This is a genomic window from Streptococcus dentiloxodontae (assembly GCF_053206925.1).
Map to the genome: position 1 here is coordinate 1 of NZ_JBRUHR010000028.1, position 19018 is coordinate 19018.

At 38.4% G+C, this 19018-nt stretch carries 14 protein-coding genes and 1 other RNA gene; 13 read left to right on the forward strand and 2 right to left on the reverse strand.

Annotation, left to right across the window (positions count from 1 at the left end):
* Positions 1-233 precede the first annotated feature (233 nt).
* Complete coding sequence (locus ACVRZ8_RS10285) at positions 234-1688, forward strand: nicotinate phosphoribosyltransferase (protein WP_447449240.1); 1455 nt, start codon at positions 234-236, stop codon at positions 1686-1688.
* Positions 1689-1702: 14 nt separating this feature from the next.
* Positions 1703-2527 carry an NAD(+) synthase gene (gene nadE / locus ACVRZ8_RS10290; RefSeq protein WP_447449241.1) on the forward strand — a complete coding sequence of 275 codons (825 nt, stop codon included), beginning with the start codon at positions 1703-1705 and terminating at the stop codon, positions 2525-2527.
* Positions 2528-2969: 442 nt separating this feature from the next.
* Here nadE and pbp1a read toward each other — a convergent pair whose 3' ends face one another.
* Together pbp1a and recU are read right to left on the reverse strand one after the other, a co-directional pair.
* Positions 2970-5243 (reverse strand): penicillin-binding protein PBP1A, encoded by a 2274-nt coding sequence (gene pbp1a, locus ACVRZ8_RS10295; RefSeq protein ID WP_447449242.1) that lies wholly within the window; start codon positions 5241-5243, stop codon positions 2970-2972.
* Complete coding sequence (gene recU / locus ACVRZ8_RS10300; protein WP_447449243.1) at positions 5243-5839, reverse strand: Holliday junction resolvase RecU; 597 nt, start codon at positions 5837-5839, stop codon at positions 5243-5245. The genes pbp1a and recU overlap by 1 nt, the downstream gene beginning before the upstream one ends.
* Before the next feature lie 79 nt (positions 5840-5918).
* Here recU and ACVRZ8_RS10305 point away from each other — a divergent pair, with 79 nt between their 5' ends.
* The 11 genes from ACVRZ8_RS10305 to greA all read left to right on the forward strand — a co-directional run bounded on the left by ACVRZ8_RS10305 (position 5919) and on the right by greA (position 18889).
* Entirely contained in the window at positions 5919-6434 is a 516-nt protein-coding gene (locus ACVRZ8_RS10305) for an SLOG family protein (protein WP_447449244.1), read from the forward strand.
* A gap of 109 nt (positions 6435-6543) precedes the next feature.
* Entirely contained in the window at positions 6544-6882 is a 339-nt protein-coding gene (gpsB, locus tag ACVRZ8_RS10310) for a cell division regulator GpsB (RefSeq protein WP_447449245.1), read from the forward strand.
* Between the two features lie 13 nt (positions 6883-6895).
* Positions 6896-7270: RNase P RNA component class B (gene rnpB / locus ACVRZ8_RS10315), an RNA gene on the forward strand.
* A gap of 75 nt (positions 7271-7345) precedes the next feature.
* A complete protein-coding gene (locus ACVRZ8_RS10320; protein WP_447449246.1) occupies positions 7346-8512 on the forward strand; it encodes a THUMP domain-containing class I SAM-dependent RNA methyltransferase in 1167 nt (388 codons plus the stop codon).
* A gap of 1 nt (position 8513) precedes the next feature.
* Positions 8514-10205 (forward strand): cell division site-positioning protein MapZ family protein, encoded by a 1692-nt coding sequence (locus ACVRZ8_RS10325; protein WP_447449247.1) that lies wholly within the window; start codon positions 8514-8516, stop codon positions 10203-10205.
* 255 nt (positions 10206-10460) lie between these two features.
* On the forward strand, positions 10461-13559 hold the full coding sequence (locus ACVRZ8_RS10330; protein ID WP_447449248.1) for a pilus expression-regulating Snf2 family helicase: 3099 nt from the start codon (positions 10461-10463) through the stop codon (positions 13557-13559).
* A gap of 111 nt (positions 13560-13670) precedes the next feature.
* The gene (gene zapJ / locus ACVRZ8_RS10335) at positions 13671-14402 is read left to right on the forward strand and encodes a divisome accessory protein ZapJ (RefSeq protein ID WP_447449249.1); all 732 of its coding nucleotides are present in this window, start codon (positions 13671-13673) and stop codon (positions 14400-14402) included.
* A 34-nt stretch (positions 14403-14436) separates the two neighbouring features.
* Entirely contained in the window at positions 14437-15768 is a 1332-nt protein-coding gene (murC, locus tag ACVRZ8_RS10340) for a UDP-N-acetylmuramate--L-alanine ligase (RefSeq protein WP_447449250.1), read from the forward strand.
* Between the two features lie 47 nt (positions 15769-15815).
* The gene (locus ACVRZ8_RS10345; RefSeq protein ID WP_447449251.1) at positions 15816-16307 is read left to right on the forward strand and encodes a GNAT family N-acetyltransferase; all 492 of its coding nucleotides are present in this window, start codon (positions 15816-15818) and stop codon (positions 16305-16307) included.
* 328 nt (positions 16308-16635) lie between these two features.
* The gene (gene mltG / locus ACVRZ8_RS10350) at positions 16636-18315 is read left to right on the forward strand and encodes an endolytic transglycosylase MltG (protein WP_447449254.1); all 1680 of its coding nucleotides are present in this window, start codon (positions 16636-16638) and stop codon (positions 18313-18315) included.
* A gap of 91 nt (positions 18316-18406) precedes the next feature.
* Positions 18407-18889: a transcription elongation factor GreA gene (greA, locus tag ACVRZ8_RS10355; protein ID WP_447449252.1), complete on the forward strand. Its 483-nt coding sequence runs from the start codon at positions 18407-18409 to the stop codon at positions 18887-18889.
* The last annotated feature ends 129 nt before the right edge of the window (positions 18890-19018 follow it).

Consider the following 19018-nt stretch of genomic DNA (forward strand, 5'->3'; position numbering starts at 1 on the left):
TATCGTATGAGGAAGCCGAGCAGTTGGAGCTTTTGCTTGAGGGAAGGTCTTTTAAGGGGAGAAAGAAGATGATGAAAGCTCTGCAGGTTTACTTAATGGAGTTTAAACAATCGGTCTAGGGGGAGATGCAAAAAGAGGGAAGTCTCAAGGCCAAAATTATGTTATAATAGTCACAATGTTGTTAGCAACTCTGGAATTTATTTATCCGGAGCTGAATTTTGGAGGAGTGACTTATGTATACAGATGATAGTTTGACTTTACACACAGATTTGTATCAGATTAATATGATGCAAGTTTACTTTAATCAGAAGATTCATAATAAAAAAGCAGTTTTTGAAGTTTATTTTCGTCAGCTTCCTTTTAAAAATGGCTTTGCGGTTTTTGCAGGTCTTGAACGGATTGTAAATTATTTGGAAAATCTGCGTTTTACAGATACAGATATTGCTTACTTAGAGGAATTGGGTTATCCTGAGGATTTCTTAGATTATTTACGAAATTTTCAGCTGAAATTAACAATCAAGTCAGCTCAAGAAGGCGATTTAGTTTTTGCTAACGAACCTATTGTTCAGGTTGAAGGGCCGCTGGCACAATGTCAGTTGGTTGAAACTGCTCTGCTTAATATTGTTAATTATCAGACTTTAATTGCAACAAAGGCTGCTCGAATTAGGTCCGTTATCGAGGATGAACCGCTTCTTGAGTTTGGAACACGCCGTGCTCAAGAAATGGATGCTGCTATTTGGGGGACTCGTGCTGCTGTTATTGGAGGAGCTGATGCTACTTCAAATGTCCGTGCAGGTAAAATCTTTGGGATACCTGTTTCAGGAACGCACGCGCATGCTTTGGTTCAAACCTATGGGAATGATTATGAAGCTTTCAAAGCTTATGCTGCAACGCACAAGGATTGTGTTTTTTTGGTTGATACCTACGATACTCTTAAGATTGGTGTACCGGCAGCTATTCGTGTTGCTAAAGAATTGGGTGACAAGATTAACTTTTTGGGTGTCCGTTTGGATTCGGGAGATCTGGCTTATCTTTCCAAACAGGTACGTAAGCAATTAGATGCAGCAGGTTTTGAAAATGCTCGCATTTATGCTTCCAATGATCTTGATGAGAATACTATTCTCAATCTAAAAATGCAAAAAGCCAAGATTGATGTCTGGGGTGTTGGAACAAAACTGATCACAGCTTACGATCAGCCTGCACTTGGTGCCGTTTATAAAATTGTTTCTATCGAAGATGATGAGGGAGTCATGAAGGATACAATTAAGCTTTCAAATAATGCTGAGAAAGTATCCACTCCTGGCAAAAAGCAAGTTTGGCGTATTACCAGTCGTGCCAAAGGCAAATCAGAAGGTGATTATATTACATTTGCAGATACTGACGTAAACAGTCTTGATGAAATTCACATGTTCCATCCAACTTATACTTATATTACTAAGGATGTTCGTGATTTTGATGCTGTACCACTCTTAGTTGATGTTTATGATGAGGGTCAGCTTATTTATGATTTACCAAGTTTATCTGATATAAAAGAGTATGCGAAAAAAGAACTAGACGAGCTTTGGAATGAATATAAACGTGTACTCAATCCGCAAGATTATCCAGTTGATTTAGCTCAAGAGGTTTGGGACAATAAAATGGCTCTAATAGATGCCGTTCGTAAAAAGGCCTATAATTTATCAGAATAGGAGTAGGAGAAATCATGACATTACAAGAAACTATTATTAAAGAGTTAGGTGTTCAACCAGCTATTGATGCACAAGAAGAAATTAGGAAATCAATTGATTTCTTAAAGGAATATATGCTGAAGCATCCCTTTTTAAAAAGTTATGTTTTGGGAATATCCGGAGGTCAGGATTCTACCCTTGCGGGACGTTTAGCACAACTTGCTATAGAAGAGCTTCGTGATGAAACAGGAGATGGGACTTACAAATTTATCGCGGTACGTCTGCCTTTTGGCGTTCAGGCCGATGAAGAGGATGCACAGAGAGCTCTTAAATTTATCCAGCCAGATGTTAGTCTATCGGTGAATATAAAAGATGCTGTAGATGGACAGGTTAAAGAACTGGTTAAGGCCGCTGTTGAAATTTCAGATTTTAATAAAGGTAATATAAAAGCACGGCAACGAATGATTACTCAATATGCTATTGCAGGAGCAAATAAGGGAGCTGTTATTGGAACAGATCATGCTGCTGAAAATGTAACGGCATTTTTTACAAAATTTGGTGATGGCGGAGCTGATATTTTACCGCTTTATCGTCTTAATAAACGTCAGGGGAAACAGCTTTTAGCTGAGCTTGGCGCCGAGTCCTCACTTTATGAAAAAACTCCAACAGCTGATTTAGAAGAGGATAAGCCGGGAATTGCCGATGAGGTAGCCTTAGGCGTTACTTATAATGATATTGACGACTATTTGGAGGGGAAAAGAGTTTCACAAGAAGCTCAAGAGAAAATTGAAAACTGGTGGTATAAAGGAGAACATAAGCGTCATCTTCCTATTACGATCTTTGACGATTTTTGGAAGTAAACATTTTTAGGTAAGAAAAGAGGCTCTATAATATCTGTAGTGGGTAAATCTCATTCAGATATTATAGGGCTTTTTGAGTGTATACACAAAAAGTCCCATATGACTTATAATGAAAAGCGACAAAACCATCATTAGAAAGATTCCTATGGAACACCTTAAGAATACCACAGATTTAATCGGATTGAAAGACAAAAATATCAAAATCTTGTTTGTTTTACAACACCAAACCCACATCGAAATACGGGCAAAGTTGGATTATCAAGCGCCAAGCTTTTGGTTTTCGAAACTTCAAAAACTTTAAAACTAAAATTCTTATCGCTTTAAACATGCAAAGAGAGAGAACCAATCTGATTCTCTCTCGTGCTTAGTTATAAGTCACCCACTACAGTTGACAAAGAGCCAGAAAAGAGAGTCTGTTCATAAAGACTCTCTTTTGATTTTATTATTCGTCGCCTTCATCATCTTCAGATGCTGCTGCAGAGCTGGAAGACGATTCTTGAGACTCATTTTCTTCTGATGAACTGGAAGCTGAATCCTCTTCTTCTGTTAGTGATGATGACTCGTTGCTGCTTTGAAGTATTGTTGAGCTAGTATAGGTAGATGTAGAACTTGCGTAAGTTCCTGAGAGATAAACATAACTTCCGTTTGTATAAACTCCGCTTGGCATTGTGAAATCTGTTGCTCCACTATAAGCCGTTTGATAGAGATAGGCTGCCATTTGCTTATAGACATTGGCAGCTACATTAAGTCCCTCTCCATAAACTGGTGTTGCACGGTTTTTATAACCAGTCCAAACAGCCATGGCGTATTGGGTAGTGTAACCAACAAAGCTTTCGTCAGGTGCCATAGTTCCAACTGAACTTGCGTAAATACCTGTTTCAGCTTCAATTTCTGCCAATTCATCGTCAGAGTAATTAGACGTTCCTGTTTTACCAGCTGTAAAGGTCCCAGGAACATAAGCTTCTGTACCAGTTCCACTTGCTAATACGGTTTTCATCATACTAGTCATCATGTAGGCAGTAGTTGCCTTCATAGCAGTTGAGCCGGTTGAATCATAGCTTTGAGTGGTTCCATCTTCAAATTGGATAGAGCTGATATAAGATGGTTCATAGTAGGTACCGCCATTTGCAAAAGCAGCATATGCCGCAGCCATTTTCTCACTAGAAGCACCATATTTGCTGTCTGTTGATGAGTTGGATGATGAAATGGCGTTTGAATAGTACATTTCTGGATAATTAATACCGAGACCATTCAAGAATTTAAGTGAAGCATCAAGACCGACGGCTTCAAGAGCTTTGACAGCTGGAATATTACGTGATTGTTGAAGTGCGTAAGTTAGTGTGATATTTCCGTAGTACTTACGATCCCAGTCATAAACAGGTGTTGATGTTCCTGGGAAGTTATAAGGGCTGTCACTGACATTGGCCCCGGTATTAGTATAAACACCATTTTCAATAGCAGGGCCGTAATCGGTAATAGGTTTCATTGTAGAACCCCAATCACGGTCTGTTTGAACAGCCTGGTTAGTACCTAAAGCAACAGTGGTATCTTGATGACGAGAACCAAGCTGAGCAACAACTTTACCATTTGTCACATCAACAACTGTAGAGGCTACTTGAAAATCATCATCTGGGTAATAGACATAGTCACTCGAATTGTAAATATTCCAAAGATATTGCTGTGCTGCAGTATCAACATTGGTATAAACTTTAAGTCCAGCTGAGTAGATATCAGCATCAGCCTTTTCAGAAACTTCTTCAATAACCTGTTTGATATAATTATCAAGATAAGGTTCATAGGTTGTAGTTTCAGTCATTGGCTGAAGCCCATCGGAAATATCAGTGGCAACAGCAGTATCGTATTCGTCTTGACTAATCTTTTTATTTTTAAGCATTTCAGAAAGAACTGTATTGCGACGTTCTTTGGCAGTATCTGGATTTGTATAAGGATCGTATTGGGTTGGTGCTTGAGGCATACCAGCAAGAAGGGCTGCTTGAGCAACGGTTAGATCTTTTAAATCTTTGCCATAATAAGATTTGGCAGCTGTTTTCATACCATAGTAGCCATTTCCCATGTAGACTTTATTAACATAGAAAGTTAAGATTTCCTGTTTGGTATATTTGCGATCCATTTGAAGGGATAACCAAGCTTCTTGTGATTTACGTTTTAGAGTTTGGTCAGATGAACTTGTTGAGAAATAAGCTAATTTTATCAGCTGTTGGTCTAGGGTGGATCCTCCTTGAGTCGAACTTGAGACCAGATTGTGCCAAAAAGCTCCCATAATACGATAGATATCGATACCTCGGTGAGTAAAGAAACGTTTATCCTCAATAGATGTAATTGCATTAACTAAGGTGTTCGGAATTTCATCTGTTGAGGCACTTTCGCGTTTTTCAGAGCCCAAATCAGCAATTAAAGTTCCCTTGTTATCATAAATCTTACTTGAATTAGTAGATTCCAATTTTTCTTGCGATAGTTCAGGAACATCACTAATATAGTAGGCGAAGAGAGCCCCGCCTGCAATAACTGCAATCACAAAAAGTGTAAGCAGTCCAACAAGAGCGTATTTGACGATACGCCAAACTTTGCTCTTGGTTGAAGAATCTTTTCGACGGCTTCCTCGACTCTTGCTGTTTCTAGATGAATATGATGATCGTACTTTTGAAATCGTTGATTTAACTGATTCCTTGAGGTCGCTGAAATTAAATTTAGCCATTATGTGTTACCACCTAAAATTTTTTCAATAATTTCTAAATAGGGCACCTGAGGATAAGCTGCTTCTACAATCGGATAGCCATTTTTTTTGATATAATTAATAGGCATAGACTTAGTTCCTTTATCAATCTGGTAAAATTTTATCAGATATTTAGAAGGGAGCAGATAGGTCTCCTTAAGCGTTGAAAAATGAAGAAGGACAAAGCAAATCCCATCTTGCTTGATGACTTGTGACATGTGTTCTATCTGATGCGCATGAAAATTTTTCATAGGCATAGAGGTCTTTTGTCGGGTCTCCTTAGCTTCAAAATCAATATAATACCCTTTATAGACGCCAGAGTAATCTGTTGTTGAGGCCTGTCTGAAATAAGCTTCGACAATCTTTGCTCTTGAGCGTCTAGGGTAGTCAACTTTGACAATCTGAATAGGGGTAGGCTTTTTATGAATAACTGCTAAGCCGTGTGAAAGATAATACTCATTTGTCGTATTAATAGCAGCCTCAAAGGACATCCCTCGATTAGCAAAATTGACTGATTTTGATTTTTTAGGACTTACTTGTGCTTTCTTGCGATTGAGTTGATGTGGATAGTTAACCATTACTCTCCATTCATACATTCTATAAGATAAGCATAAAGATTACTATATTATACCATAAATGTTAAGAGGAAAACAATAGATGACATCACTCTTGGTTACTGGATATAAAAGCTTTGAGCTGGCTATTTTTAAAGATAATGATCCTAGAATCGCTATAATTAAAAAAGCTATTAAGCGTGACTTGCTTCGTTATCTAAATGAAGGACTGGAATGGTTGGTTTTAACGGGAAATCTTGGTTTTGAATATTGGACTTTAGAAGTCGCTAAAAGTCTTCAGGACGATTATGGGTTTCAGATTGCAACTATTTTTCCTTTTGAAACTCATGGAAAAAATTGGAATGAAGAAAACAAGGAAAAATTAGCAGCTTTTAAGCAAGTTGATTTTGTGAAGTATACTTTTTCTGAATATTATTCTCCAAATCAGTTTAGACAGTTCAATCAATTTTTGATTGATAACACTAGTCAGGCTTATTTATTTTATGACCCTGAAAATGAAACACATTTGAAATATTTTTACGATATGATAATGGAGAAAGAAAATTATCCTCTGAGGTGCTTAACCTTTGAGGATTTAAACGAAATTATATCAGAGTAAGCTGGAAATGTAATATAAAAATGCTTGCTTTTTACCTTAATTTTCTGTATTATAAGAGTATTAGACGGTAAAGTATAGGATAAGAAACGATTAGTATTGGAGAGAGCCCATGGCAAAAATTAATTTGACACCGAAAGATATTTTTGAGCAAGAATTTAAAAGCAGCATGCGTGGTTATGATAAGGGCGAAGTAGATGAGTTTTTAGATGATGTTATAAAAGATTACGAAACTTACATTGCCCTTGTAAAAGAATTGCAGGAGGAAAATGCCAAGTTAAGGAGTCGAGTTCAATCGAATGCTACTGTTGCTCGTCCAGCCAGTCGTTCTGTTGCCGGAAATGAGACTTCTCGTGCTTCGTCTGCAGCTACTACGGCGACTAATTATGATATTTTGAAACGGATTAGCCGTTTGGAAAAAGAAGTTTTTGGCAAACAAATTGTAGAATAAAAAAGAAAGTGCAATTTTTGGATAATCGCATGGTATGTATATTTACTATCATGAGGAAAGTCCATGCTAGCACTGGCTGTGATGCCAGTAGTGTTTGTGCTAGGTGAATCCATAAGCCTAGGGACTTGTTTTCAAGTTACGGCGAGTCAATGGGCTAAGTCTTTTTGGGATAGGTCCTAGTAGCTCTGAAAGTGCCACAGTGACGAAGTTTCTGGGGAAACTCAGAAAGTGGAACGCGGTAAACCCCTCAAGCTAGCAACCCAAACTTTGGTAGGGGCATGAGATAGCTGGAAGACGAACGGACTATCTTGACTGCTTTGCAGTAGACAGATGATTATCAAAGGAAGTGGTACCTAGTCACTTCTGGAACAAAACATGGCTTATAGAAAATTGCATATAGGTGAAGCTGAGAAAGAGATTTCTCAGCTATTATTGTTTGTTTTGTAATAAGAATAGAGGAAAAATGAAAGAAAAATTTACGTTTGTAGCTACAGCGGCAGCAGGTTTGGAAGCGGTTGTCGGAAAAGAATTGCGTGCTTTAGGTTATGAGTGTCAGGTTGATAATGGTAAGGTTCGTTTTCAAGGTGGTGTTAGAGCTATTGCAGAGACGAATTTATGGCTGCGTGCAGCTGACCGTATAAAAATTGTGGTTGGTGAATTTCCTGCTAGGACCTTTGAAGAGCTTTTTCAAGGTGTTTTTGCTTTGGATTGGGAAAACTATCTGCCTTTGGGGGCGTCTTTTCCTATTTCTAAAGCCAAATGCGTTAGATCTAAACTGCATAATGAGCCCAGTGTTCAAGCTATTACGAAAAAAGCCATTGTTAAAAAATTGCAAAAGCATTTTCATCGGCCTGAAGAAGTCCCTCTGATGGAAAGTGGTCCAGAATATAAGATTGAAATTTCTATTCTTAAGGATAAGGCAACGCTCTTAATTGATACTAGTGGTTCGAGTTTATTTAAGCGGGGGTATCGCACCGAAAAAGGCGGAGCTCCTATTAAGGAAAATATGGCAGCAGCTATTTTAGAACTTAGCAATTGGTATCCAGATAAGCCTTTGATTGATCCGACCTGCGGATCGGGTACTTTTTGTATAGAGGCGGCGCTTATTGGTCTGAACATTGCTCCTGGTTTTAATCGAGATTTTGCCTTTGAAGCTTGGTCGTGGGTGGATGATAACTTGGTTCAAAGTGTGCGCGATGAAGCTGAAACTAAAGCTCATTATGACACAGAGTTAGATATTATGGGGTGTGATATTGATGCACGTATGGTTGCTATCGCCCAAAATAATGCCAGAGAAGCGGGTCTTGAAAATGTCATCAAATGGAAACAAATGCGTTTACAGGATTTAAAAACCGATAAAATCAACGGTGTTATCATTTCCAATCCTCCTTATGGAGAGAGATTGCTAGATGACAAGGCAGTTGATATCTTGTATAATGAGATGGGTCAGACTTTTGTTCCTTTAAAAACGTGGAGTAAATTTATTCTGACTAGCGATGAAAATTTTGAAATAAAATACGGCACAAAGGCCGATAAAAAACGCAAACTCTACAATGGGACGCTTCGTGTTGACTTGTACCAATATTTTGGAGAACGTGTTAGACGTTCAGAGGCTAGAAAGGTGAATTAAGGTGTCAGAAGATAATAAAAACAACTGGGAACAAGGGCAGGATGAAAGCCAAAACCTTGATTTTCAAGAAGCTAAAGATATGACAATTGAAGAAGCTGTACGTAAGGATACTGAAAATAAAGCAGGCATTACCGATGATGACAGCATTTTAGATAAGTATATTAAGCAGCATCGTGATGAGGTGGCTTCGCAAACTTATGCTCATCGGACGGAATCACATGGAGATACTTCACCTCTTGATGAATTTATCCGCAAACAGCGTCAGGAATTAGTTGATTCAGGGTTGCTAGATCAAGAAACAGTATCAGCTTTTGAGAATGAAAATAAAGAAACCTCTGAACAACCGATTGAATCCATTAAAGATTCAATTAGTAAGCACAATTTTTTGTCAGAATCAGAAAGATACCAAGAGCAAGCGGCAGCATCAGAAAATATGGAGGACAACTCCGCATCTGAAACTGCTACATTTGATCTTAACGAAACGATTGTCGCTCCAGCGATTACAGAGGCAGACCTGGATCCATCAGCTCCTTTGCTAGATGATATTGATTTGAGTGAAACACAGGACCTTTCTGAGGCTCTTTCAGATACTGATAGTGCTTTTGACGAAGTTCCGCTCGTCTTTGCAGATGATGCTGAATCTAATCAGGAAGATACTGACACTATTGCAGCTGAGACAGTTGACAAGATTCCAACAAAACCTTTTTATAAGAGAAAAGGTGTGCTCATCGGTGCTTTTGCTGCTCTTTTACTGGTACTTGTTGCTGCAACTGGTATCTATTACATTACTAAACAAAATAGCAGTGCTTCGACCGAAAAAACATCCTCTAATGCCACTTCTAAAAAAGACAAAGATAGTTTTGATAACCTCTACAGCACTTTCTTTACTGACAATAAAAAAACAAAACTCAAAAATTCTGAGTTCACTAATCTTTCTAAATTGAAAACCCAGCTTGATAAACTTGATGGCAGTGACTATTACGATGATGCAAAAGATAAATACAATGGTCTCAAAAAGCAAATCAAAGCTATTCAAACAGTGAACAACCTTTTTGAAGGGGATGCAATTATTGATGGTGCTTATGATAAAGAGGTTAAAGTGAAATCTGATTCAGATTTTGATAATTTATCAGAAGATGTAACATCAACGGGTAATGCTACTTTGGATCGTTTGATTCAGGACGCTATTAAAGGTGGAAAAGAACAACTGGCAGCATTAGCTTCAAGCTCTTCATCAGCTGCAGCGGCTTATTCTGCGCCAGCAGCAAGTTCCTCTTCTGCTACAGAGTCGAGTTCAGGAACTGTAAATTCTGGTTCTTCTAGCAATTCAGGCTCAGGCTCATCATCTGATTCCTCTTCTTCAACTATCACAACTGGCGGTATTACCAATTATGATCCCGCTACTTTGCAACGCAGCAAGTCACGTGTCAGCTACAATGAGAGTGCAGTTGCCGATACAAGTAATCCTGCATGGACATGGGGCGAGGGTATCCTTGAGAAAATTGTTTCGACCGCTCATTCACGTGGTTATTTCTCAGGAGATAATTATATTCTTGAACCGGTAAATATTGTTAATGGCAATGGTTACTATAATATGTATCTGCCCGATGGGACTTATCTTTTCTCTATCAACTGTAAGACAGGTTATTATGTTGGAAATGGTTCAGGCCACTCTGATGATTTGGATTACTAAAAATATTTCATTTAATTGTAAAAAACAAGAAGACCCTTTCGGATCTTCTTGTTTATGTTTTCAAACCAGTTTTTTCGCAAAGACAAATCAGAAAATTACCAGCTATGCCAATGACTGCCAAGGCTTTGAACGCTTGTTTATTGCTTGAAATCGTATTGAGAGCAAGCGCTGTTAATAGCTTTGCTATTTTCCGTGAAAAAAGAAAAATATTAGAAAATATGATATAATGGTGGGATAAAATAAAGGTGGAAAGCTATGGCAAAATTAATCCCAGGTCGTGTGCGCAACTTAGGAATTGAGCTCTATGATAAAGGACTCGTTAGCATTCTGGAAGTGTCGGATTCTATGATAGAGGCAGCTGTTGATGACTATCAGCTAACTTATGCCCTTGATGACACTGATATTTTGTGTGATTGCCAATTGTTTCACAATAAAGGGTATTGTGAACACTTGGCTGCTTTGGAACATTATTTAAAGAATGATAAGGAAGGACAGCTGCTTCTTGCAGATTTAGAAGAAGGCAGTTCTGTGTCTATTGATGCGCTCCCTGAACACTCATTTGGCAGTCTTTTTTTAGATAGTTTAACCCTAAACGAAGATGACACCATAAAGTATAGTTTGTCAGTAAAAGGAGAGCAAGAACCCTACTCTTCTGGTTTGTGGTGGACTTTACGAATAAGGCGGTGGCCGGATGAACGTTCTTATGTAGTGCGTGATATTCCCGCTTTCCTTCGTTTGGTAAGCAGGGAAGGCTTTTACCAAATTGGCAAGAACTATTATGAAGCTTTATCCATGATTCAATTTGATCAAGCCTCTCAGGACTTTCTGAATTTTTTGGACAGTCTTATTCCAGACGATGACAAATTAGACTTAGAATTTATTTTTCCAAATCATGGACGGTACCTAACTTTTCCTCATGCTTTCTTTGAAGAAGGTGTAACGCTTTTGCAGAACCTTGAAGAGTTCAGTTTAGATTGGCAAGCGCAGACCTATTCATTTGTTTCTTTTGAGAAATTAACTGCCGCTGCGGATTTGTTCTCTTTTGAAGTATCTGTAGGAAAAAAACAGATTGAATTAATCATTAATGAAAAGGATACTACGCCATTTTTTGATAACCAGTTTCTTTTCTATCAAAATATTTTTTATACGTTAAACCGTAAGCAACAAAAATTAGTTGCTGGCATTCGAAGCCTCCCCATCAATGAAGATTTGAAAAAACATGTCTTTTTTCACCTAGAAGAGCAGTCTAAACTGGCTGCCAGTCTCTTTGATTTTCAGCATTTGGGATCGGTTAAGGCACCTAAAACTTTTGAAATACGGGATTTCACACCGCATTTTGACTTTAATTTAAGTTCAGCAGATGCCATTGCTTTATCAGTAACTTTTGATTTTGCTGGTATCTTGGTGGACAATCAGAAAGCTTTGAATCAGCTAGGTTTTACCAGTAATTTTCGTCATGAAAAAGCTGTTTTTCGTCTTATGGAACAGCAAGGCTTTACACCCGGATTTCAGTCAGGAAAACTCTTGCGAACAGCTGAAGAATTATATAACTTTTTTATGGAGAGTCTGCCTGCTTTTAAGGCGGCTGGTCAGGTGACTGTCAGTCAGGAATTGGAAGCTCAGCGTTTACTGGAACGTCCGCAGGTTCAAGTTGGGCGGAATGGCAGTCTTTTAGATATTTCCTTTGATTTTTCTGATTTAGCAGATGTAGATGTGGATCAGGCTTTACAGGCTCTGATGGCTAATACCCCTTATTTTGTCAATCGAACAGGTCAGCTCATTATTTTTGATGAAGAGACGCACCGTATCAGTGAAAGTTTGCAGAATCTACGAGCACGACACAGCAAAGAAGGCCGTCTGCAGCTAAATCAATTGGCAACGTATCAGCTTTTGGATGCTATGGCTGATAAAGAATCTGTATCATTTTCAGACGATTTCTATCGTTTAGCCCAGCATTTACGTCGGCCTGAAACCTTTGAATTGCCTGAATTTGATGTTAAGACAGAGCTTCGTCCTTATCAAAAGCGCGGAGTTCAGTGGTTGTCGATGCTGCATCATTATGGATTTGGCGGTGTTCTGGCAGATGATATGGGACTTGGAAAAACACTTCAGACCATTGCTTATTTGTCCGCTCATCTTAATCGTGATGAACGGGTACTGGTTTTAACTCCCTCTAGTTTAATTTATAATTGGCAAGATGAATTTAATAAATTTGCACCGCAGTTAGATGTAACTGTATCGTATGGGCTTAAGCAAAAGCGAGAGGAGCTAATTGCCGAAGATCATCAAGTGACCATTACTAGTTATGCTTCTTTCAGACAGGATATTGCAGCTTATAAATCAAGACACTATGATTATCTGATTTTAGATGAAGCTCAGGTTATAAAGAATGCTCAAACTAAAATCGCTCAGCATTTACGAGATTTCGATGTTAAGCATTGCTTTGCCTTGTCTGGAACACCGATTGAAAATCATCTCTTGGAAATTTGGTCTATTTTCCAAATTATTTTGCCTGGACTTTTACCAACTAAAAAGGCTTTTATGAAATTGTCAGCTAAAGATGTTGCACGTTATATCAGTCCTTTTGTTTTGCGCCGCAGAAAAGAGGAAGTTTTACCTGACTTACCGGATTTAATTGAAATTAATCATCGCAGTGAACTATCAGACAATCAAAAAGTGATTTACTTGGCTCAGCTCCAGCAAATGCAGCAGCGGGTTTTGCAGTCAAGTGATCAGGAAATTAACCAGCAAAAAATTGAAATTTTATCAGGTATCACACGTCTTCGGCAGATTTGCGATACACCAGCGCTCTTTATGAATTATTCTGGTGACAGTGGAAAACTGGACAGTTTGCGGGAGTTGTTGTTGCAAATTAAAGAATCTGATCATCGTGTTCTTGTTTTTTCTCAGTTTAGAGGAATGCTTGATATTGCAGAGCATCTGATGACAGATCTTGAGATGTCTTCGTATAAATTAACAGGTTCGACACCGTCAGATAGCCGTCAGGAAATGACACGTGCTTTTAACCAAGGCAGCCGCGACGCTTTCTTAATTTCATTGAAAGCAGGCGGAGTTGGCCTTAATTTAACTGGTGCAGATACCGTTATCCTGATTGATTTGTGGTGGAATCCGGCTGTCGAAATGCAGGCAATTAGCCGTGCCCATCGTATCGGACAAGAACAAAATGTTGAAGTTTATCGTCTGATTACTCGCGGGACAATTGAAGAAAAAATTTTAGAACTTCAAGAGAATAAAAAAAATTTAGTAACAACAGTCCTTGATGGTAACGAGTCTAGAGCCAGTATGTCGGTAGATGAGATTAAAGAAATTTTAGGTCTTAAAGAGTCGGACTAGGCAAATGAACAGAATTAGGTTATAATAGAAAGTTGTTAAGACATACTTGCCGCTTCTCGTATTATTTTTTAGCAAGTATGCACCATCTCGAAAAAGAAAGGGTGTCTTCTTATGCATCGCAACAGACGAAAATTTCCGTTGATTCCAGATGGGGAAGCTTGTATCCAAGCTCCTGTTATTATGCGCCTTTATGATAATGAAGATCTGATCACTAATATTCGTGGTGATTATCAGGAGAAAGATTACAACGATATTTTACCTGATTATGATTTTATTTCAGACAATGTAAATACTGCACAGGTTCCTAAGGATCGCATGACTTCTCGTGACGCTGGTATTTCTTATGCTCAAAGAGCACGTAATGAAGCCAAACGTGATGTTAGAGAAAAGCGTCAGAAATTCTTGCAGCAAGAGATACAGCCAGGCAGTCATTCTGCCAACCGTTCTCTTTTTCAAAAACGCAAAGCAATTAATGCAGGCATTAGAGCTGAAACCAAGACGCCTATTTCTAAGCCTAAGGCTGTAACAACTGCTCATCAGCCGGTGACTGCTGAAGCTTTGGAAAAACCGTTGAACAGACTTTCATCTAAAAAAGACAAGGTTGCTCATCAGCATTCCAATATTCATCATCTGGCTGACCGCTTGCAGCAGGATTCTTATATTTTAGCAGAGTTGCCAAAAACTTATCAGAAACCACAAAATCCATCTCGTAAGGATATTAAGAAAAATAGTTACGATTTCCTCAAGCACAGTCAAATCTATGATTATGAAGAACGTCAACTTAACCAAGAGCGTCAAGTAGCTCAAGAGTTAAACCTGACGCGTTTTGAAGATGCAAACTAACGAGGTCAGAACTGCTATTTTTCAAGGAGAAAACATGTCAAAAACCTATCATTTTATTGGAATTAAAGGCTCAGGGATGTCAGCTTTGGCTTTGATGCTCCATCAAATGGGGCATAAAGTTCAAGGATCTGATGTGGAAAAGTATTATTTTACTCAGCGAGGACTTGAGCAGGCTGGGATTGCTATTTTGCCTTTTGATGAGAAAAATATTACCCCTGATGTGGAGCTTATTGCGGGCAATGCCTTTCGTGAAGACAATAATGTGGAAGTAGCATTTGCTATTCAAAACGGTTTTACTTTTAGACGCTATCATGAGTTTTTAGGCGACTTTATGCGTCAATTTACAAGCATGGGCGTAGCAGGTGCTCACGGAAAGACCTCTACAACAGGTCTGTTGTCGCATGTTTTGAAAAACATCACGGACACTTCCTATCTAATTGGAGATGGAACAGGCCGCGGTTCTGCTAATGCTCAGTATTTTGTTTTTGAATCAGATGAGTATGAACGTCATTTCATGCCTTATCACCCAGAATATTCCATTATCACAAATATTGACTTTGATCATCCGGATTATTTTACCAGCATTGATGATGTTTTCAATGCTTTTAATGACTATGCTAAGCAGGTGCAAAAAGGACTCTTTGTTTTTGGTGAAGATGAGTATTTGCGTCAAATAACCTCTAATGCTCCTATTTATTATTATGGTTTCAAAGAAAATGACGATTTTGTAGCTTTTGACATTGTTCGTACAACTTCGGGCTCTGATTTTAAAGTGAAATATAAAGAAGAGCTTCTTGGAACCTTTCATGTACCAGCTTATGGCCGTCATAACATTCTTAATGCGACAGCTGTCATTGCTAATCTCTACATTGCTGGTTTTAATATAGAATTGGTTGCAAAACATCTTAAAACTTTTTCAGGGGTTAAACGTCGTTTTACGGAAAAAATCATCAATGATACGGTTATTATAGATGATTTTGCCCATCATCCGACAGAAATTATTGCCACTCTTGATGCAGCTCGTCAGAAGTACCCATCTAAGGAAATTGTAGCAATTTTCCAACCACATACTTTTACGCGGACAATCGCACTTTTGGACGAGTTTGCAGATGCTTTAAACGAAGCGGACGCAGTTTATTTGGCACAGATTTATGGTTCTGCGCGTGAAGTTGATCACGGGGATGTAGAAGTTGAGGATTTGGCAGATAAAATTGTCAAACCAGCTCAAGTGGTTACGGTTGAAAATGTGTCTCCTTTGCTTGATCATACAGATGCTGTGTATGTTTTCATGGGCGCAGGAGATATTCAGCTTTACGAGCGTTCCTTTGAAGAGCTTTTAGCTAATTTGACACAGAAGAATTTATAAGATTTTAGACCTGCTGTTTAAGCAGGTTTTCCTTTTAGGAGGGAAATATGATTATCAGACATGTCACTATGGAAGATTGGGAAGAGATTGTTTGTATAGAACAGGAAAATTTTTCGCCAGAAGAGGCAGCGACGCCAGAAGTTATCAAAGAACGGATTGCTACCATTTCCGATACGTTTTTGGTTGCTGAAATTAATGGACAAGTGGCCGGTTACATTGAAGGTCCAGTTATCATGCGGCGTTATTTGACAGATGACCTTTTTCATGGTGTGATTAGTAATGCTTCGACAGGAGGTTTTATTGCAGTTACCAGTTTGTCAGTTGCTCAAAAATTTCAGGGGCAAGGAATAGGTACAGCTCTTATTGCTGCGCTGAAAGATATATCAGTATCTCAGCATCGACAGGGGATTAGCCTAACTTGTCATGATTATTTGATTGCTTATTATAGCATGAATGGTTTTACTGACGAAGGAGAATCTGACTCTAAGCATGGTGGCTCTATTTGGTTTAATATGGTATGGGAAAATTTGGCTGCCTGATGCTTCATTGATAAAAAGTATCCTGCTATAAAAACTGTTTTTTCTTTATCAGCTCTGCCATTATTACGAAATGATAACAAATTCCTAATCAGTTTGCTTTCATAAGCCTTTTAAGTTATAATGGCGTTTGTTAATATAGAGGAGGTATGCTTTGACGGATAACTTTAAAGATAAACCGAAGGCATCCGATAAGAATAATAGCTTTAAGGAGCAAATTCTTCAGGATATGAAGGAGGCTAATCGTCTCCGCGACCTTCAGGAAACAGAGTTACGCCAGAGTGCGTCTACTAGCAGCGAATTCATCAAAGATGAAGAATTGGGCAGTTTGATGAGCAAAATTGATGAGCTCTTTGATCCTAGTTCTAAGTCCAAGTCAGAAGAAAAGACTTCTCAAGAAGAGGTTGAAATACCTTCTGGCAAAACTAAGTCACAGTCTCAAAAATTATCTGAGTCTAAGGATCTAAAAGAAGATTTGGATAAAGATAAACCGATTGCGACTCCGCGTTCTTATAAGCGGCCTGTTTGGGCGACAAGTCTGGACGAATCTATTGAGGAAGATTATATTCCTTATGCTGCGGCTAAGGAGATGATTGAAGAAAAGGCTGGACAGGCCATCTATGATAATCCTTCGGAACTAGCTGCCAAAATTTCCAAAGACAGTAAAGAAGAAAAACTTATTCGAGACAGCTTATCTGCTGATTCCGAATCTTCCCTATCTTCTTCAGAAAAAAATACCGATGCTCAGCCTAATTCTAAAAAAGCTAAAAAGAAATCACGTGCTAAGGCAGTAACTGATGAGGATACAGAGCATGCTAATCGTCCCTCACGAGCTAACCGTAATAAGAAGCGGAAGAAAAACAATCGCAGAGCAGGACGTTTAGCAGCTTATATCATCACAGTTTTGATACTCGTTTTAGCTCTGGCAGGGTTCTTTGGCTATCGTTATGTTAAGAGTGCTGTAGGGGCTTTGGATGCTAATTCTACAAAATATGTGACTGTCGAAATTCCTGCTGGATCTGGTAACAAATACATCGGACAGATTTTAGAAGATGCTGGTGTGATTAAGAGTGGAACCATTTTTAATTACTATACCAAGTTCAAGAATGCCTCTGATTTTCAAAGTGGCTACTACAATCTACAGGCCAGCATGACTTTGGATGAGATTATAAAGGCTCTGCAGGCTGGCGGGACAACTGAACCCGTTACACCTACAGCTGGTACTATCCTGGTCAAAGAGGGTTATACGATTGAGCAGATTGCCAAGGCTGTTGAGGTAAATTCATCAGCTAAAAGCAGCAAGAAAAATTCGACTTCATTTACTTCTAAAGAATTTCTTGAAAAGGTAAAAGATAAAGATTTTATTGCTAAAATGGTTGAAAAATACCCGAAACTGCTGGGCAATCTTCCATCTGAGGATCAAGCAACTTATGTATTGGAAGGCTATCTTTTCCCTGCAACCTATAATTACTATGACGATACTAAAATTGAAGATGTCATTGAGGATATGATTGCAACTATGGATTCTTATATGCAGCCTTATTATGATACTATTGCATCAAGTGGTTACAATGTAAATGAAATTTTAGCTATCGCCTCTTTGGTTGAAAAAGAAGGAGCAACAGATGATGATCGTGCAGATATTGCCTCTGTCTTTTATAATCGATTAAATGCGAATATGGCTTTGCAGAGTAATATTGCAATTCTTTACGCTCAAGGTAAATTGGGTGAGGAAACATCTTTAGAAGAGGATGCTTCTATTGACACCAATATTGACTCACCGTATAATGTTTATAAAAATACAGGTCTGATGCCTGGTCCTGTTGATAGTCCTAGTTTATCTGCGATAGAAGCTACGGTTAATCCTAGCTCAACCAATTATTATTATTTTGTTGCAGATACTAAAACTGGTGAAGTCTATTTTGCTGAGACTTACGAGGATCATGAAAAAAACGTTAATGATTATGTTAACAGCCAATTAACGTCAAATAGTTCAAAAGAAGATAATTAAAATATCTTAAACATGATGCAGCTGCATCATGTTTTCGCTCTGAGCAATACGATTGCTTAGCATTATTAAAAATAGAAAAGAGAATAAAAAAATGGCAGAAAAAACCTATCCAATGACTATTGCGGAAAAAGAACAGTTAGAAGCAGAATTAGAGGAACTTAAACTTGTTCGCCGCCCAGAAGTTGTAGAGCGAATCAAAATTGCACGTTCATATGGAGACCTTTCTGAAAACTCTGAATACGATGCGGCTAAGGATGAGCAAGCTTTTGTTGAGGGTCAAATTCAAATTTTAGAAACAAAAATTCGCTACGCTGAGATTGTGGACAGCGACGCCATTGCTTCAGATGAAGTTGCGATTGGAAAAACAGTCGTAGTTCAAGAAATTGGAACTTCTGATAAGGATACTTATCATATTGTTGGTTCGGCTGGCGCAGACATCTTTTCAGGAAAAATTTCCAACGAAAGCCCTATTGCTCAGGCTTTGATTGGTAAGAAGGTCGGAGATAAGGCGACAATCGAATCTCCAGCAGGAAGCTATGAGGTTGAAATTGTCAGTGTTGAAAAAACAGCATAAAAAGGGCTCTTTGTCAACTGTAGTGGGTGACTTATAACTAAGCACGAGAGAGAATCAGATTGGTTCTCTCTCTTTGCATGTTCAAAGCGATAAGAATTTTAGTTTTAAAGTTTTTGAAGTTTCGAAAGC

Bases quoted from the DNA above. Each gene is read 5' to 3' on its own strand.
- greA (WP_447449252.1), top strand. From the start codon at position 18,407: ATGGCAGAAAAAACCTATCCAATGACTATTGCGGAAAAAGAACAGTTA.
- recU (WP_447449243.1), bottom strand. From the start codon at position 5,839: ATGGTTAACTATCCACATCAACTCAATCGCAAGAAAGCACAAGTAAGT.
- ACVRZ8_RS10345 (WP_447449251.1), top strand. From the start codon at position 15,816: ATGATTATCAGACATGTCACTATGGAAGATTGGGAAGAGATTGTTTGT.
- gpsB (WP_447449245.1), top strand. From the start codon at position 6,544: ATGGCAAAAATTAATTTGACACCGAAAGATATTTTTGAGCAAGAATTT.
- ACVRZ8_RS10320 (WP_447449246.1), top strand. From the start codon at position 7,346: ATGAAAGAAAAATTTACGTTTGTAGCTACAGCGGCAGCAGGTTTGGAA.
- murC (WP_447449250.1), top strand. From the start codon at position 14,437: ATGTCAAAAACCTATCATTTTATTGGAATTAAAGGCTCAGGGATGTCA.
- zapJ (WP_447449249.1), top strand. From the start codon at position 13,671: ATGCATCGCAACAGACGAAAATTTCCGTTGATTCCAGATGGGGAAGCT.
- pbp1a (WP_447449242.1), bottom strand. From the start codon at position 5,243: ATGGCTAAATTTAATTTCAGCGACCTCAAGGAATCAGTTAAATCAACG.
- ACVRZ8_RS10285 (WP_447449240.1), top strand. From the start codon at position 234: ATGTATACAGATGATAGTTTGACTTTACACACAGATTTGTATCAGATT.
- nadE (WP_447449241.1), top strand. From the start codon at position 1,703: ATGACATTACAAGAAACTATTATTAAAGAGTTAGGTGTTCAACCAGCT.
- mltG (WP_447449254.1), top strand. From the start codon at position 16,636: ATGAGCAAAATTGATGAGCTCTTTGATCCTAGTTCTAAGTCCAAGTCA.
- ACVRZ8_RS10305 (WP_447449244.1), top strand. From the start codon at position 5,919: ATGACATCACTCTTGGTTACTGGATATAAAAGCTTTGAGCTGGCTATT.
- ACVRZ8_RS10330 (WP_447449248.1), top strand. From the start codon at position 10,461: ATGGCAAAATTAATCCCAGGTCGTGTGCGCAACTTAGGAATTGAGCTC.